Origin of the sequence: Paenibacillus sp. FSL W8-0186 (genome assembly GCF_037969765.1) — a bacterium.
Classification (GTDB): Bacteria; Bacillota; Bacilli; order Paenibacillales; family Paenibacillaceae; genus Fontibacillus; species Fontibacillus woosongensis.
Map to the genome: position 1 here is coordinate 1,970,382 of NZ_CP150207.1, position 15,634 is coordinate 1,986,015.

Annotated in this window: 13 protein-coding genes, 1 tRNA gene and 1 other annotated feature; of the genes, 9 read left to right on the top strand and 5 right to left on the bottom strand. The window is 49.9% G+C overall.

All coding sequences use genetic code 11. The annotated features are described in order from the left end of the window. Positions 1-72: 72 nt before the first annotated feature. Entirely contained in the window at positions 73-294 is a 222-nt protein-coding gene (locus MKX50_RS08625) for an alpha/beta-type small acid-soluble spore protein (protein ID WP_055108788.1), read from the bottom strand. A gap of 153 nt (positions 295-447) precedes the next feature. Between MKX50_RS08625 and nrdR the strand changes: the two genes are divergently transcribed. From nrdR to pstB, 6 genes are all read left to right on the top strand, one after another. Further along, on the top strand, positions 448-924 hold the full coding sequence (nrdR, locus tag MKX50_RS08630; protein ID WP_155609212.1) for a transcriptional regulator NrdR: 477 nt from the start codon (positions 448-450) through the stop codon (positions 922-924). Positions 925-963: 39 nt separating this feature from the next. Beyond that, entirely contained in the window at positions 964-1,164 is a 201-nt protein-coding gene (locus MKX50_RS08635) for a hypothetical protein (RefSeq protein ID WP_339159165.1), read from the top strand. 178 nt (positions 1,165-1,342) lie between these two features. Beyond that, on the top strand, positions 1,343-2,281 hold the full coding sequence (locus MKX50_RS08640) for a phosphate ABC transporter substrate-binding protein (protein ID WP_213588953.1): 939 nt from the start codon (positions 1,343-1,345) through the stop codon (positions 2,279-2,281). 75 nt (positions 2,282-2,356) lie between these two features. Further along, the gene (pstC, locus tag MKX50_RS08645) at positions 2,357-3,259 is read left to right on the top strand and encodes a phosphate ABC transporter permease subunit PstC (protein ID WP_213588952.1); all 903 of its coding nucleotides are present in this window, start codon (positions 2,357-2,359) and stop codon (positions 3,257-3,259) included. Next, on the top strand, positions 3,256-4,143 hold the full coding sequence (gene pstA, locus MKX50_RS08650; RefSeq protein WP_339159167.1) for a phosphate ABC transporter permease PstA: 888 nt from the start codon (positions 3,256-3,258) through the stop codon (positions 4,141-4,143). The genes pstC and pstA overlap by 4 nt, the downstream gene beginning before the upstream one ends. 12 nt (positions 4,144-4,155) lie before the next feature. Further along, positions 4,156-4,914, top strand: a complete 759-nt coding sequence (pstB, locus tag MKX50_RS08655; RefSeq protein WP_213588950.1) for a phosphate ABC transporter ATP-binding protein PstB — start codon at positions 4,156-4,158, stop codon at positions 4,912-4,914. A gap of 275 nt (positions 4,915-5,189) precedes the next feature. On the opposite strand, the gene MKX50_RS08660 is transcribed toward pstB, so the two are convergent. After that, entirely contained in the window at positions 5,190-5,702 is a 513-nt protein-coding gene (locus MKX50_RS08660) for a hypothetical protein (RefSeq protein ID WP_244996325.1), read from the bottom strand. Positions 5,703-5,869: 167 nt separating this feature from the next. Here MKX50_RS08660 and MKX50_RS08665 point away from each other — a divergent pair, with 167 nt between their 5' ends. Together MKX50_RS08665 and MKX50_RS08670 are read left to right on the top strand one after the other, a co-directional pair. After that, positions 5,870-6,502 carry a DedA family protein gene (locus tag MKX50_RS08665; RefSeq protein WP_213588949.1) on the top strand — a complete coding sequence of 211 codons (633 nt, stop codon included), beginning with the start codon at positions 5,870-5,872 and terminating at the stop codon, positions 6,500-6,502. A gap of 215 nt (positions 6,503-6,717) precedes the next feature. Further along, the gene (locus MKX50_RS08670) at positions 6,718-10,083 is read left to right on the top strand and encodes a DEAD/DEAH box helicase (RefSeq protein WP_339159170.1); all 3,366 of its coding nucleotides are present in this window, start codon (positions 6,718-6,720) and stop codon (positions 10,081-10,083) included. 56 nt (positions 10,084-10,139) lie between these two features. Here MKX50_RS08670 and MKX50_RS08675 read toward each other — a convergent pair whose 3' ends face one another. Both MKX50_RS08675 and MKX50_RS08680 read right to left on the bottom strand, forming a co-directional pair. Next, a complete protein-coding gene (locus MKX50_RS08675) occupies positions 10,140-11,843 on the bottom strand; it encodes a 2-isopropylmalate synthase (RefSeq protein WP_213588947.1) in 1,704 nt (567 codons plus the stop codon). Between the two features lie 92 nt (positions 11,844-11,935). Next, positions 11,936-12,207 (bottom strand) — a binding site (T-box leader). A gap of 98 nt (positions 12,208-12,305) precedes the next feature. Beyond that, on the bottom strand, positions 12,306-14,114 hold the full coding sequence (locus tag MKX50_RS08680; RefSeq protein WP_213588946.1) for a hypothetical protein: 1,809 nt from the start codon (positions 14,112-14,114) through the stop codon (positions 12,306-12,308). Between the two features lie 307 nt (positions 14,115-14,421). On the opposite strand from MKX50_RS08680, the gene MKX50_RS08685 reads away from it, so the two are divergent. Continuing rightward, positions 14,422-14,494 (top strand) — tRNA-Ala (locus MKX50_RS08685). 377 nt (positions 14,495-14,871) lie between these two features. Here MKX50_RS08685 and MKX50_RS08690 read toward each other — a convergent pair. Next, positions 14,872-15,591, bottom strand: coding sequence for a transcriptional regulator (locus MKX50_RS08690; RefSeq protein WP_339159172.1), 720 nt, complete (start codon positions 15,589-15,591; stop codon positions 14,872-14,874). Between the last annotated feature and the right edge of the window lie 43 nt (positions 15,592-15,634).

Consider the following 15,634-nt stretch of genomic DNA (forward strand, 5'->3'; position numbering starts at 1 on the left):
ATTCCCGTATGATAGAGAAGCATTGGACAGGCTGGGGCCTGCGCCAATGCTTCCTGAGCTTGGTTGGTCAAATTATTGGAATTGACCTGCCAGCTGCTGCTCGGCAATTGTTACCAGACGTTTGGTGATGAAACCACCAATCGAACCGTTTTCGTAAGAAGTCAGGTTACCAGCATATCCGTCTTGTGGGAAAGAGATGCCAAGCTCCTGAGCTACTTCATATTTCATTTGCTCCAGAGCGCCGGAAGCTTGTCTAACCACCAGGTCGTTCGAAGAATTATTATTTTGAGCCATGATATGTTCACCTCCTTGTGGTAAAAGTATTATGTGCTGAAATAGACGACTTCATTACGAATATTTTAGTTATTTATTGGCATTCGTTGATGCATCCGACAACAGAGATCTTAGTTAAATCAAAATTCCTAATAAAAAGGGGGTAAAAGCACGTTGAAATGTCCATATTGTGACTATTCCGGAACAAAGGTGCTGGACTCCAGACCGGCAAACGAGAATCGTTCCATCCGCCGCAGGCGGGAGTGCGAGAAATGCAGCCGCCGGTTCACTACCTTTGAGATGGTGGAGGAAATGCCGCTGATCGTTATCAAGAAGGACGGCAGCCGAGAGGAATTTAATCGGGAGAAGTTGCTCCGGGGTTTGATTCGCGCTTGCGAGAAACGGCCGGTGTCCGTGGAACAGCTGGAATCGATCGTGTCGGCAGCGGAAAGATCGCTGCGTCATACCGCTAACGCGGAAGTAGAGAGCCGGGAAATCGGAGAGCTTATTATGGAGCAATTGTATCCTGTAGATGAGGTCGCATACGTAAGGTTTGCTTCGGTCTATCGCCAATTCAAGGACATCAATATGTTCATGAAGGAGTTAAAGGGACTGCTCTCGAAGAGCAGCGGCCCGTCGGATTCGATGTAATCCGCAGGTAGACTTTGAATACGCTGGAGGCTTGGATTTATGAAATGGAACAGCCAGGCCGGGATGGCGCTTGGGTTTCTAGCCGGCACGACATTTGGCAGCGGGATAGGCTTTCTGCTTCATTGGCATTCTTATGATCTGGTTGCGATCGTGAGCGCCTGCGGCGTTATCGGCACAGCCGCAGGGGCGTGGACGGTGCGTAGAATTGTTCGCGGCACCCCAAATGCTAACAAATTGTGAAGAGCGACAGAAAAATTTAAGAAAATTGGAATAATAAATACCCGTTTCATTCACGTTAAGTGATAGAAGCGGGTATTTATTATTATTTTTTACACAGAGTTTACAAAACTCATACATGGGTTTGATATTCGGTTTCTATAATCAGACTATACAAACAAATGAGGGGGAAACCTTAACAATGAAAAAGAGTTTGATGTTAATTTTAACTTTGGTACTGACTTTCACGTTGGCCGCATGCGGACCAAATAACGCGGCAAAGTCCAATAATTCAGCAGAAGCTCCAGGCGCTGCTAACGAAACTCCGGCAAATGAAACGCCAGCATCCGAGCTGTCCGGTTCAATCCTTGCTGTTGGCTCTTCTGCACTTCAACCTCTCGTGGATCAAGCGTCCAAAAAATTCATGGATCAGCATCCGAAGGTTTCTATCCAAGTACAAGGCGGCGGCAGCGGCACGGGCTTGACTCAAGTCTCCGGCGGACAAGCTGACATCGGCAACTCCGACGTTTTCGCCGAAGAGAAGCTGGATGCAGCTCAAGCTGGCGAACTGGTCGACCATCAAGTAGCGGTCGTAGCTATGGCAGCAGTCATTAACCCTGAGATTACAGTTGATAACCTGACGAAGGATCAATTGGTAGGCATTTTCACAGGCAAGATCACCAACTGGAAAGAAGTTGGCGGACAGGATCAAAAAATTCAAATCGTAAACAGACCGTCCAGCTCGGGTACGCGCGCGACGTTTGAGAAATATGCACTAGGCACGAAAACGGAAGATCTTCAAGGCTCCATTCAAGAGGATTCCTCGGGTACAGTCAAAAAACTGGTAAAAGAAACGCCTGGCGCGATCGGCTACCTGGCTCTGTCCTACCTGGATGATTCCATCAAAGTTGTGAAATACGACGGCGTTGAAGCGAACGAAGAGAATGTTGCTAACGGCAGCTACCCTGTATGGGCGTATGAGCACATGTACACCAAGGGCGAGCCAAACGAAGTTGTGAAAGCATTCCTCGAATATATGGTTTCCGATGATGTGCAAAATAACGATGTCGTTGAGCTTGGCTACATTCCAGCCGGAAAAATGCAAGTGAAACGCGACGCTGACGGCAATATTACGAAATAATATACGACATCATTTCGGCAAGACGAGAGGCGGATTCTTCTGCCTCTCTCTGTGCTGTGTAAAGGGAGAGGTCTTATGGCTCATGCCGGCAGAAGACAAAAACCAAAACAACACGTAATCGAAGAATGGACAGGTAAAATATTTACATCGCTATGTATCGTCCTTCTGGTCGTCACTATTTTCTCTATGGTGTATTTCGTGGCGACCAAAGGATTGAGCTCGTTTTTTAAGGACGGAATCAGCGTAGCCGAAATATTTGGCAGCACACAGTGGAAGCCGGATGGGGAGCCCCCGTTCTTCGGCGCTTTGCCATTTATTATCGGGTCGTTCAGCACATCCCTGCTCGCTGCCCTGATTTCCGCACCATTAGGTATTTGCGCGGCTCTCTTCATGATTGAAATCATGCCGAAAATCGGCAGAAAATATTTGCAGCCCGTCATCGAGCTTTTGGCGGGAATTCCCTCCGTTGTCTACGGATTTGTGGGCCTGAGTGTCATCGTGCCCTTTTATCGCGACGTCTTTCCGGGTCAAGGGCTTGGGATCGCGGCCGGTGCTACCGTGCTGTCGATCATGATTCTCCCGACGATCACTTCTATTGCTACCGATGCGCTGGCAGCACTTCCTTCAGGCCTGAAGGAAGGCTCTTATGCGCTTGGGGCAACGAGATGGCAAACACTGTACCGCACGGTACTTCCTACGACGCTGCCGGCTTTGATGACGGGCGTTGTGCTCGGGATGGCGCGTGCCTTCGGGGAAGCGTTGGCCGTACAGATGGTTATCGGGAATGCTCCGCATATCCCCGGTTCGCTGTTTGAATCCACATCGACTTTGACAAGCGTCATTACACTGAGCATGGGCAATACCGTTATGGGCACGATGCAGAACAATGTTCTGTGGACACTGGCTCTCATCCTGATGATGATGACCTTTGTTTTCGTCTTCGTAGTACGGTGGCTGGAAAGGAGAGCTAATCGATGAGCGCAAAAACAGCAGATAAAATCGCAACCGCGGTCATTATAACCTTAGCCGGCTTTATCGTTCTCATCTTGGCAGGACTGCTTGGCTTCATTCTGGTCAGAGGACTTGGGCATATCAGCTTCGACTTCCTGACTTCCCCTCCGGAAACGATTAAGGAAGGCGGCGGGATTGGGCCGCAGCTGTTTAACTCCCTGTTTCTGCTCGTCCTGACCCTGCTGATCACAGTTCCGCTGGGACTTGGCGCAGGAATCTATATGAGCGAGTACGCCAAGCCGGGAAAAGTGACGGATTTTATACGCTTGATCGTTGAGGTGCTGTCCTCCTTTCCTTCCATTGTGGTTGGTTTGTTCGGCTTGCTGGTTATCGTTAACGTATTCGGCTTCGGCTTCTCACTGTTCTCTGGCGCTCTCGCATTGACCGTGTTCAACCTTCCGCTAATGGTGCGGATTACGGAGCAGGGCATGAGAAGTGTTCCGGTAGCACAGAAGGAGGCGAGTCTGGCTCTGGGTCTGTCAAAATGGAAGACGATTCGTTCAATTATGCTGCCGATTGCGATGCCGATTATTTTGACGGGGACGATTCTCGCTGCGGGCCGCGTGTTTGGCGAAGCGGCTGCCCTATTGTTTACCGCGGGGATGAGCAGTCCGAGACTTGACTTCACGGATTGGAATCCGTTCAGCCCGATGTCTCCCTTAAATCCGTTCCGTTCTGCCGAGACGCTGGCCGTTCATATCTGGAAGATCAATTCGGAAGGATTGGCTCCGGATGCTCCGGAAATTGCAGCTGGCGCCTCAGCTGTACTCATATTAACCGTGCTGGCGTTCAATCTTCTGGCTCGCTGGCTGGGGCGCGTCATGCACAAGAAATTTACAGCAACGAAATAGGGAGGAGCCTCTATGAGCAATATCGAACTGTCCGTTAAGGATTTGAGCGTATACTATGGGGAGAAGCAAGCGGTAAAAAGTGTCTCTCTAGACTTTGAAGCTAAACAAGTAACGGCGTTAATCGGCCCGTCCGGCTGCGGAAAATCGACATTTCTCCGCAGTTTGAACCGGATGAACGACCTCATTAGCGGTGCGAGAATTACCGGGGAAATATGGATTGGCGACGAGAATATCAATGATCCCAAAACCGACGTGGTGCTGCTGCGCCAAAAAATTGGGATGGTCTGGCAAAAGCCGAACCCGTTCCATAAATCGATCTACGAGAATATTGCTTTTGGTCCACGCTATCACGGGATCAAGGATAAGAAGAAGCTGGATCAGATCGTCGAGGAATCTTTGACAAAAGCTGCTCTTTGGGACGAGACGAAGGACAGGCTGCACCGTTCTGCCCTTTCGTTGTCCGGCGGGCAGCAGCAGCGGCTGTGCATCGCCAGATCGATTGCGGTCAGCCCGAGCATCATTCTGATGGATGAGCCGGCCTCCGCGCTTGACCCGGTATCCAGCTCCAAGATCGAAGAGCTGATCGCCGATTTGAAGCAGGAATATTGCATTATTATCGTAACCCATAACATGCACCAAGCGGCACGGGTCTCGGAGAAGACGGCATTTTTCCTCATGGGAGAAGTCGTCGAGTTTGATGACACGGATAAAATTTTCACGAATCCGAAGGAAAAGAGAACAGACGACTACATTTCCGGAAGATTCGGATAATGACCGAAAAAACAAATAAAACGTAAAGGCAGGCGGGAAAAGTATTCCGGCCTGTCTTTTTTGAAGCAAATGATTCATGTCAATTTCCTTGCCTGCCCGGTGTTCATTAACATAAATTGGCGGATCCCGAGTTGTTCGAGTACAATAGATATATAAGGTCTAATATTCATCAATTTGTAGGATAGACTAAATAACGGAGATATCCTTATGAGCGAGAACCGGACAGGCCGTCTCATTTCTGTCCGGTTCTTTCTGGATCGTTATTTCGGTGCTTGCTATGCGAGCAGGCTGATCACGAGCAGTTCATACAGAACTAACGGAAGTATGACATTGTTGTAGTAAGAGGAGCCGAACAATCCGCGGCTATATGGTGTATAACCGTATTCTCCAGATCCGTAAGGAGTTGGGGGCGGATATCCAGGTGAACCATAAGGGGTTGGGACAGGGGGACCTGGATAGCCTGGTTGTTGGCCATAATTCCAAAATTGGCCCGGATAGCCTTGCTGGGAGTAGCCTCCGAACTGGCCTTGGCCGTAGTTATACGGTCCGTATGGCGGCGGATCCGGGTCCTTGCCGGTCTGCTGGCCAGGGATGACGAGGAATAACAGGCCGCCGTCCGTGTGGGACAATACGCCTTCGTATGTGATCCCTTCAACCGTCTGGACGCGAACGGGACGATTCGCATGCTGCTTGCAGATTTTATGCAGATGATCCTTCATGCTTTTAATCGTTTGGACGGCACTCGGATTGGCTTGATAGACCACTTGCTTCGTTTCACTTGACGACATCGTTTTAACCTCCACTAATCATGCAAAGTGCTTTCTGCTGACATCCTATGCTATAGCCCAATCGGGGGTGCGTGACTATTTTTCTTGAAACGGATGCAATGGCTTGGTAACATATTTATCGTTCGATATGGAATGGAAGCATTGGTTTGAATTGAGGAGACTTTCTAATGAATGTGCTAGAGTGGATTGAGCTCATGTTCAAGCAGTACGGATATTTGGTATTGCTGATTGGACTTCCTATAGATTTTATCGCTTTGCCGCTGCCGCCAGGTCAGACGACGCTAACCTTTACGGGGTATTTAGCCTATAAAGGCGTGTTCGGATGGATTCCGGCGATGGCGGTGGCTTTTACTGGAGCGGCTATCGGAATCACGATTACCTATTGGATTGGATACAAGGTAGGGGCGCCGCTGGTAGAACGCTACGGAAAATGGATATTTCTTAAGCCTTCTCAAATTGAGAAAACGAGACGTACCTACGACCGGTATGGCAATAAAATGCTGCTGATTAGCTTTTTTGTCCCGGGGGTCCGGCAATTTTTCGGTTATTTCGTGGGAATTATCCGGATTCCCTTTCCGACATTCGCGATATACGCTTACACTGGGGCAGCGGTCTGGGTATTTGTCTTTGTAAGCATCGGTTATATATTCGGCGAGCAGTGGCAGCACATATTCACTTTGGTGGAAAATTACTTGAAGTACATATGCACGGGCGCTGGGGCTCTGCTTATTTTCTGGTTCATATGGAAGTGGCGGAGGCTGCGTTTAAGGGAGACAAAGCCCGAGAAAGAAACAGGGTAGTTCCGTCCCGCCGGAATTTCGGGGAACGGTTATAGCAGGCTATTGTCATCCAAGCCCAGGCAAATAAAGGTGCAAGGTAAAATTTACTTTGGCGCCTTTTTTTTCTTATGGACAAGTTTCTTTGATTCCAAGCCGGGCACTCTGTTATCATATAAAGATATTCGTAGTTGGACGGAATAAAATTTAACTTGATTTTAATAGGAAGGAATAGGGGAATGAGCTTTCAGTTGACGACCAGGGTCATCAAATTGCTTTGCGGCAAGGCTAGTTTTGAGCAAGGGAATATCTACGTTCAAGCTGGACGGGTGTATTTAAACCATACCGATCCTGAAGCTGCAGCGTATACTGCGACGGTACGGGGCAATGAGAGCTATAGCGTCAGTATTGCCATCGATAGCGACGGCGATGTGAAGGCTGACTGTTCATGTCCTGTGTACGGGAATAGCGATCATTATTGCGGCCATGTTGCCGCGGTATTAATTGCAGTTCACGATCTTAAGCATGATGGGGCAAAGCCCGTCCGTACCTACAGCTTAACCGCGGAAATGGACGAGGCCGGCGGACGCGGACTGCGGGCAGGAAATGCTGCTGGCGCGAGAATATCAGGGATGGCAAATATGACGCCAAGATTCCGACGTGATTCGATGGCTGCGCGTGATACGGGTATGACCAAGGGCATATTGAAGATATTTGATGATAGGCAGCAGGGACGATTTGTCCGTACTACTCATTTGGCGGATTTAAAGACACCGCTTGAGGTTGAAATTATTTGTAAACTGCATCCTTACCGCTCTCAGAAGTATTTATTCGGCATAGAACTCAAGGTTGGTACGAAACGGTTATATATCGTGCAAAAGATCCGCGAATTCCTCGATTGCGTTGAACGCGGAGAGCCCTATGAATTTTCCAAGCATTTTACTTATGTGCCGGAGCTTCATTACTTTCGGCCACAGGACGATGTCGTCATCCGTCAGCTGCAGCAAATCTGCCGCAACGAGCGGATGTATCAGGAGACGAATTCCAAGCTGGGCACCTATTCGGCGTACGACAGACTGATCAGCGATGACCGGCTGCTGCTTGTTCCGCCGTTCGCCTGGGATGCGCTGCAGCCCTTGCTGTCGGGGAATTCCGCGGTACACATTATGCGAGAGCAGCAAAGGACGCATGCGTTCGAAATTTCAAGCGACAGGATTCCGCTTCATTTCGAGTTCGATGCGTATGAATCGGGAGGATACCAGCTGCGGATCGAAGGGCTGGATGAGCTGATCGTCTTGGAGGCGTATGGGCTTGTGCTGGCCGGCGATAAGCTGATCCCGCTGCCTGCCGAGCAATGCAGCCGTTTGTCCGAGCTGAAGCATATGCTGTATTACTCGCGAAGCCAGGAAATATATATTGCGGCAGAGCAGATGGAGCCATTTATCGAGAAGGTCGTTCCCGGCCTCAGGAAGCTGGGCACCGTTCAGATGAGCGATGCAATTTCGGGACAAATCGTCCATGCAGCGCTGACGGCCCGGCTTTATTTGGACCGGGTGAGAGATCGGCTGCTGGCTGGACTCGAGTTCCAATACGGGGACATCGTCTTTAATCCGTTAGCGCCTCATGACGAGCGGCGCGGCGAGAGCCGCATCATTATGCGGGACGGCGACAAGGAAGCGCAGATTTTAAGCCTGATGGAGACCGGGTTGTTCGCGCAAACGGAGAGCGGCTATTTTCTGGACGATGAGGATGACGAATACGAATTTCTGTACCGTGTCCTGCCGGAGCTGGAGAAGCTGGTCCATGTATATGCGACCTCGGCGGTCAAGGCCAGGCTGTACACGGAGCATGAGCCGCCGCAAATTCGCATCGATGTGGATGAGCGAACGGACTGGCTCGAATTCAAGTTCGAGATGCAGGGCATCCCTGAGGTGGAGATCAAAAATATTCTCAATGCCCTCGAGGAGAAACGCAAATATTACCGGATGCCGGACGGCGCTCTGCTGCCGCTGGAGAGCAGTGAATTCCAGGAAATGGTTAAGCTCATGAACGAGGTGGGTATCCACCGGTTCGATTTAAATGGTACAGAAATCCGGTTGCCAGCTGTCCGGGGACTGCATTTCATGAATTATGCGGGAACGGGCAATAATGTGAAGCTGGGCAAGTCGCTGCGGCGCCTGCTGGATCATATGCGGAATCCGGATCATTTGGATTTTCCCGTACCAGAGCAGCTCGATGCCGTTCTGCGGGATTATCAGAAATACGGCTACCAATGGATGAAGACACTGGCGCATTACCGGTTCGGCGGGATATTGGCCGATGATATGGGGCTGGGCAAAACGCTGCAAAGTATCGCCTTCATTGTCTCAGTACTCCCGGAAATCCGCCAGCAGGATCTCCCGGCTCTGATTGTTGCGCCGGCTTCCCTTATGTACAATTGGGAGAATGAGCTCAGAAAATTCGCTCCGGAGATCAAGGCAGTCATCGTGGACGGCAGCCGGACGGAACGGGGACGGGCGATGCGAAATTCCTCTGAAGTCGACGTTATCATTACGTCCTACCCGCTATTGAGGAGAGACGTTGATCTGTACGAAGGAAAGTCGTTCCATACGCTCGTAATGGATGAGGCGCAGGCCTTTAAAAACCACACGACCCAGACGGCGCAGGCCGTAAAGTCGATTTACGCCAAATACCGGTTTGCGTTGACCGGAACCCCGATCGAGAATTCGCTGGAGGAGCTATGGTCGATTTTTGAGGCGGTGTTTCCGGATCTGTTCCCGGGGCGGAAGGAATTTAATGAATTGTCCCGGGAGACGATAGCCCGCCGGATACGTCCGTTTCTGCTCCGTCGCCTAAAAAGCGATGTGTTGAAGGAACTGCCGGAGAAGATCGAGACGCTGCAGGCCTCCGAGCTGCTTCCCGAGCAGAAGAAGCTGTACCTGGCCTATTTGGCCAAGCTGCAGCAGGAGACACTGAAGCATCTGGATCAGGATGATTTCAAGCGGAACCGGATAAAAATTTTGGCCGGCCTGACCCGGCTGCGCCAGCTCTGCTGCCATCCCGGGTTGTTCGTGGAGGACTATAACGGGAGCTCAGCGAAATTTGAGCAGCTGCTCGAAATCGTAGAGGAATGCCGGAGCGCGGGCAAACGGATGCTGATCTTCTCGCAGTTCACGGAAATGCTGGGCATGATCGGCCGGGAACTGGGATATGAAGGCGTGCCGTTCTTTTACCTGGATGGCAGTACGCCGGCAGCAGAACGCGTAGAGCTCTGCAACCGATTCAACGACGGGGAGAAGGATGTGTTCCTGATTTCCCTAAAGGCCGGCGGTACAGGGCTCAATCTGACCGGGGCGGATACTGTTATTTTGTACGATCTGTGGTGGAACCCTGCAGTGGAGGAGCAGGCTGCCGACCGGGCGTACCGGATGGGGCAGAAGAAAGTGGTTCACGTCATTCGCCTGGTCACGCAGGGTACCGTTGAGGATAAAATGTACGAGCTGCAGCAGAAGAAGAAAAATCTAATCGATGAGGTCGTTCAGCCGGGGCAGGAGACGCTGTCCTCGTTGACGGAGGAAGAAATCCGCGAGATTCTGATGATTTAGCGAAAATAAAACAACCATGCACCCGCGAGGGAGCATGGTTGTTTGCTTAGTTCAGGTTATTTCTTGGATATGGCTTCACTGGCAGCGACCAGCTCGCTTTGCTCCTGAGTCATATTGTTCACGGCGCTGAACAGTGCTTTGACCGAGGAAGTCATAATATCGACATCGATGCCGCAGCCCCAATGGACTTTGCCATCCGGCGCCGTAATGCCAACATAGGATACCGCTTGGGAGCTGGAGCCCACTTCAAGCGCATGCTCCTTGTAGACCAGGTTGCTGTAGCTGACGCCAAGTTTCGATTGCAGGGCGTTGCTGATCGCGTCTAGCCGCCCGTTGCCGGCACCGTTGATTTCCTGGACTTCACCATTTTGCTTGACTGTAATCGTCGTTTCGTAATCATCGTGCTGCGAGAAGCGGTAATTCAGGAATTCCACAGGCGATTGGATGTTGACGTAGACCTCTTTGAAAATATCGTAAATTTCGTTCGCCACCAGTTCCTTCGCCAGCCGGTCGGAGACGTTCTTGACCCGGTAGCCGAAATCCTCACGCATTTTTGGCGGGAGATCCAGGCCGTAATGCTGCTCCAGTAGATAACCGATGCCGCCCTTGCCGGACTGGCTGTTGATGCGGATGACATCTCCTTCGTATTCGCGCCCGATATCCTTCGGATCGATCGGCAGATAAGGAACCGTCCAATGCTCGCAGTCATGCTCCTCGCGCCATTTCATGCCTTTGGCGATCGCGTCCTGGTGGGATCCGGAGAAGGCGGCGAACACGAGCTTGCCCGCATACGGCTGTCTTTCGTTCACTTTCATTTTGGTCATGCGCTCGTAAACTTCGATGATTTCCGGGATGTTCTCGAAATTCAGCTTCGGATCAACCCCGTGGGAGTACATGTTCAAAGCCAGGGTTACAATATCCACGTTCCCTGTCCGCTCTCCGTTGCCGAACAGCGTTCCTTCAACGCGCTGGCCGCCAGCAAGCAGGGCCAGTTCCGTATCAGCGATTCCGGTTCCACGGTCGTTATGAGGATGTAAGGACAGGATGACGTTATCCCGGTATTTCAAATGATCGCTCATGTATTCAATTTGGCTGGCATAGACGTGTGACATCGACATGGAGACTGTCGCCGGCAGGTTGATGATGACCTTGCTGTCTGCGGTCGGCTGCCATACGTCTAGCACGGCATTACAGATCTCAAGCGCAAAATCAATCTCGGTGCCGGTGAAGCTCTCCGGCGAGTACTGGAATTTGAAATTGCCTTCGGTTTCTGCCGCATATTTTTTCAGAAGCTCGGCTCCGGTTACCGCGATATCGATAATTTCCTGCTTGGATTTCCGGAATACCTGCTCGCGCTGGGCTACGGAGGTGGAATTGTACAGATGTACGACCGCTTGTTTTGCGCCTTTTAGGGATTCGAACGTTTTCTGAATGATATGCTCTCTGGACTGGGTCAGCACTTGAATTGTTACATCGTCGGGAATGAGATCCTGCTCGATCAGCGTACGCAGGAAGGTGTACTCCGTCTCGGAGGCTGCCGGGAAGCCAACCTCGATTTCTTTAAAGCCCAGCTTGACGAGCACTTGGAAAAACTCCAGCTTCTCCTCCAGATTCATCGGCACAACCAAAGCTTGGTTTCCGTCGCGCAGGTCGACGCTGCACCAGGTAGGGGCTTCAGTAATGTACTCTTTTTGCGTCCATTTCAGGCTCGTTTGCGGAGGCATAAAATAACCTCTGGTGTATTTTTCGAAATTTTTCATAACAATGACCACCTTTCCCTCGTATCGGATCTTCATTAATTTACAACTTATTTGTGTTTGGAATATAAAAAAGCCTTCCATCTCCATAAATACTTAGAGACGAAAGGCTGTTGTCAGCTTACGCGGTACCACTCTGATTCATACCTTGCGGTATGCACTCTGCCGGATACGGGCTGCGCACTCGAATGAGACACGGCCTTATATCCTCCTACTGTAACGGTTAGGCTCCGGCTCCACCTACTTTAATACAATTTCAGCGAGCTACTTCAAGGTGAGTTCAGATTTGGCTTGCGACTGTTTTGCACCGGCCAACAGCTCTCTGGGCGCTTGCGTCAATCCTACTATTCCTCTTCAACGTATTTGAATATTGACGTTAGTTTACTACAACGCTGCGAGGGAATCAAGATATTTTTTACATGTCTTGGCCATTTTTTGCGCTATAGGCTGTTTGGCCATTCTAACTTATGGGACGAAGGAGCGCACGACTTGAACGTTTGCGGATCTATAGCTTCCTTTGTAATAAGCGTAAATTTTGGTTGTTCCGGCTTTGAGTCCAACGAGATCGCCATTCTCGTCGTAGTCGGCAATTTCCGGGTTATCACTTCTGAACGTGGTCAGATGGGTGATGTCTGTTCTCTTGGAGGTCGAATAGTCGTAAATATACGTCCTTGTGTCCAGTTTGTCTCCGATAGACAGTGAATATTCGGTGGAATCCAGATTGAAGCCAGTTGGTTCGAGTTCATCCGAATCCTCGGGCAGTACGATCACCGGCAGGGTCGCTTGAAGGCCTTGATAGCTTGCTACAAGACGCGTACTGCCCGGTTCGATTCCCGTAACCCGGCCCAGGCCGTCAACCGACGCAATCGACGGATCTTCGATCTGATATTGCGCGGCAGCCGAGAGTGTATTCGTATATCCATCCGAATAGACTGCTTGAATAACGGTAGGGGCAGTATGGCCTGCGAGCACTTTTTTCTCGGATTCCACAAAAGAGATCTTTGTCAGCGTCCGCTCTCCGGGCGAAGCGTTTTCCTGCGGCTCAGGCAGCTTGCTCAGCTGGGCTTTGTAAATGTCGCCGCGTTTGATCGTGCCCGTTACGATGAACCCGCCGTCCAGAGCTGCCGCTCCTTCGCCATGACTAGAGAGCGTTGGTCCCTCGTAAAGATAATCACCCAGCACCTGCCCTTCATGGTCGACCGTTAATATGGCATATTGCCTCCTAACGTTCGGGTAGTCCCCTTTGGTATTAGCCCCGAGCAGGGCGTAGCCGTACTCGGCGTGAACCAGCTTGCTGTACGTCCTGATCCCCGAGGAATATTCCGAGGGATAAGCTTTTTCCCATAACATGCTGCCATTAGCGTCGATTTTGGCCAGCATATTTGCGGCCTTACCGGATGATGTTTTGCGATATCCGATCAGATAACCGCCGTCTTTGGCGGGGATAAGTGTATGGGCGAGAAAGGTTGCCGTCTTATCCTGGTATTGCTTGTTCCATTCCATATTTCCTTGGGGATCCAGCTTGATGATGAGCAGCGCATTCTGGACATCCCCGGTTTCATAGCTCTGTCTTGTTATGCTGCCTACCGCGAGAAAGCCGCCGTCCGAAGTCTGAACGAGATCATATAAATCCTGGTCGTCCCCGAACCAATATTTCTTATACCACAGCTGCTCGCCCTCGGCAGTGGTTCTAAGGACAAAGGCGGAATAAATGCCGGCACTGGTTGCGCCAAACCCGGTAACGGCATACCCGCCGTCCGCTGTCTCTATGACCGAGAGCGGGTTGTTATAGTAGTAAAAGTCGTCATAGGTGCTCTCCCATTGAATGGTGCCATGGGCATCAAGCTTTACTAAGTAAATTACGCTGTAAGGCTTGCCGCTGTAATCCGTAATCGTTCCTGCTACCAAGTAACCGCCGTCTTGTGTTTCTATGGCATTTCTTGCCTGATCATTCGAGGAGTAGTTAATTTTCGTCTCCCATTCCGTGCTGCCTTCCGAATCGGTCTTCACGATGTAAGCCAGAGTTTCCAGATACCCCCATGAGCCAGGCTCCGAAATATCGCCCAACAACAAATATCCCCCGTCGGATGTGGCGATGACTCCTTTGCCGGAAGACTGGGCTCCGTAGTCTCTGGACCACTCCATAACGGTCTGCTCCGTACCGGATGCTGCATAACTATGCTGTGTGAAGCCGGGGAGCCCGCCTACGACGGACAATAACATGACCAGGACAGTAAAACATAAGCTTGAGCTGCGGATTAGAGATTTCAACAATTATTCCACTCCTCTCATTTTTGAAAAACAAGGTATGTACATTATGAAGATAAAACAGAATACAATTAATCCCACAAAGAGCATATATTCCTATGAATATGTAATTATTTTTCTTTTATGGTAGATCGTTAGGTTATGAAACTTTGGGAGGAGGATGAAATGGGACAGAGGAAGAGGGATTACTTCAGGCATGAGCAGAAGGTCATGTTTAAAATTATTTTTTTATCGGAATATGTCGAAAGGAGTAAACTGAAAAAAAGAGCTTGACTTCTAACTAGCAATTTCATATAATGAAATAGTCGTTTGCGGGGTCTTAGCTCAGCTGGGAGAGCGCTTCGCTGGCAGCGAAGAGGTCAGGGGTTCGATCCCCCTAGACTCCATACGAAGAAGAAGGTTAGCCATATTGGCTAGCCTTTTTTTTGTTTGTATGGAGTTCGGTTGGGCCGAACCCTGGGATTCAGACCGCGTGCTGGGAGTGGATGTTGCTCCGAATGAAAACTCCGAACGGACGAGCACGGCGTCGGAATCTACCGCTAAAAGTCATCGTTGGGTTAACTTCGTCAGTATATGACCAAGATTCGAAGATCCCATGATGGATCAGCGTATCAAAAACCTCCACCGTAACGGAACAGAGCGACCTTATCTCTATGAACAAGAGCCAAATTGCAAAGTAACGGAACTCAGCGCCACTATTTGAGCAATTTGAGGTGAGAAACAAGCAGTTTGCATTAATAACGCAATTGAGTTCCGTTAGAATTTATTCTCGGCCATTTTGGTCCACATAACGCTTTCTAGTTCCGTTAGACTCATCCAAGTTCCGCAAACTCTCGCCAACATTCAACTGATATGTCCGATATCTTATATTTCCGCCTACAACTACTAAATGATTGGCATCTACCAGACTACGTAATACACTTCGAGCGTATCGATCTGTAACTCGAAGATGTGCAGCAAGTTCATTCGGCGTAAAAGGCTTGAGTAGTCTGCGTGCATATCGAACCGCTTCTGCTTCCATCCAATTCAATCGGGCATCCACCTCGAACGACAGAAATTTTCCCATGAACGATAAGATCAGCTGCTTGCAAAATTCCGGTTCTTCACGAATCGACAAGTACGCAATCGGCAAAAAGATCCAATCATCGAGAGACAATAAACTTTGTCTGCGGCACAGATCCTTAAACCTGCGTGTGTCCAAATCTCGGGCATGCGACCGGTAATCATGAATTTCAATATCTCCCTTCATATTTCCCGGTAAAAAAGCCAAGTCGAGATACCTGTACCCGTTATTAAAATCACGGACCTCCCATTCGGGATATAAATAATCGAAGTTACCGACGACTGGATACCAGATGGAACGTAACATTTCCACCGTCCCGTGGCTCAACCCTTTTTGCAACAATTCGCTTCTTCGATGATTCTTTTCCTGCTCGATTTGCTTGTGCATCCACGACTCATATTTATTCTTAAATATGTACAATCCCCTCCTTGTAACCTAAAAAATGAAAAAGCCGCTTCGATAC

Coding starts and splice junctions, on each gene's coding strand:
- MKX50_RS08625 (WP_055108788.1), bottom strand. CDS start 294: ATGGCTCAAAATAATAATTCTTCGAACGACCTGGTGGTTAGACAAGCT.
- MKX50_RS08635 (WP_339159165.1), top strand. CDS start 964: ATGAAATGGAACAGCCAGGCCGGGATGGCGCTTGGGTTTCTAGCCGGC.
- MKX50_RS08640 (WP_213588953.1), top strand. CDS start 1,343: ATGAAAAAGAGTTTGATGTTAATTTTAACTTTGGTACTGACTTTCACG.
- pstC (WP_213588952.1), top strand. CDS start 2,357: ATGGCTCATGCCGGCAGAAGACAAAAACCAAAACAACACGTAATCGAA.
- pstA (WP_339159167.1), top strand. CDS start 3,256: ATGAGCGCAAAAACAGCAGATAAAATCGCAACCGCGGTCATTATAACC.
- pstB (WP_213588950.1), top strand. CDS start 4,156: ATGAGCAATATCGAACTGTCCGTTAAGGATTTGAGCGTATACTATGGG.
- MKX50_RS08660 (WP_244996325.1), bottom strand. CDS start 5,702: ATGTCGTCAAGTGAAACGAAGCAAGTGGTCTATCAAGCCAATCCGAGT.
- MKX50_RS08665 (WP_213588949.1), top strand. CDS start 5,870: ATGAATGTGCTAGAGTGGATTGAGCTCATGTTCAAGCAGTACGGATAT.
- MKX50_RS08670 (WP_339159170.1), top strand. CDS start 6,718: ATGAGCTTTCAGTTGACGACCAGGGTCATCAAATTGCTTTGCGGCAAG.
- MKX50_RS08675 (WP_213588947.1), bottom strand. CDS start 11,843: ATGAAAAATTTCGAAAAATACACCAGAGGTTATTTTATGCCTCCGCAA.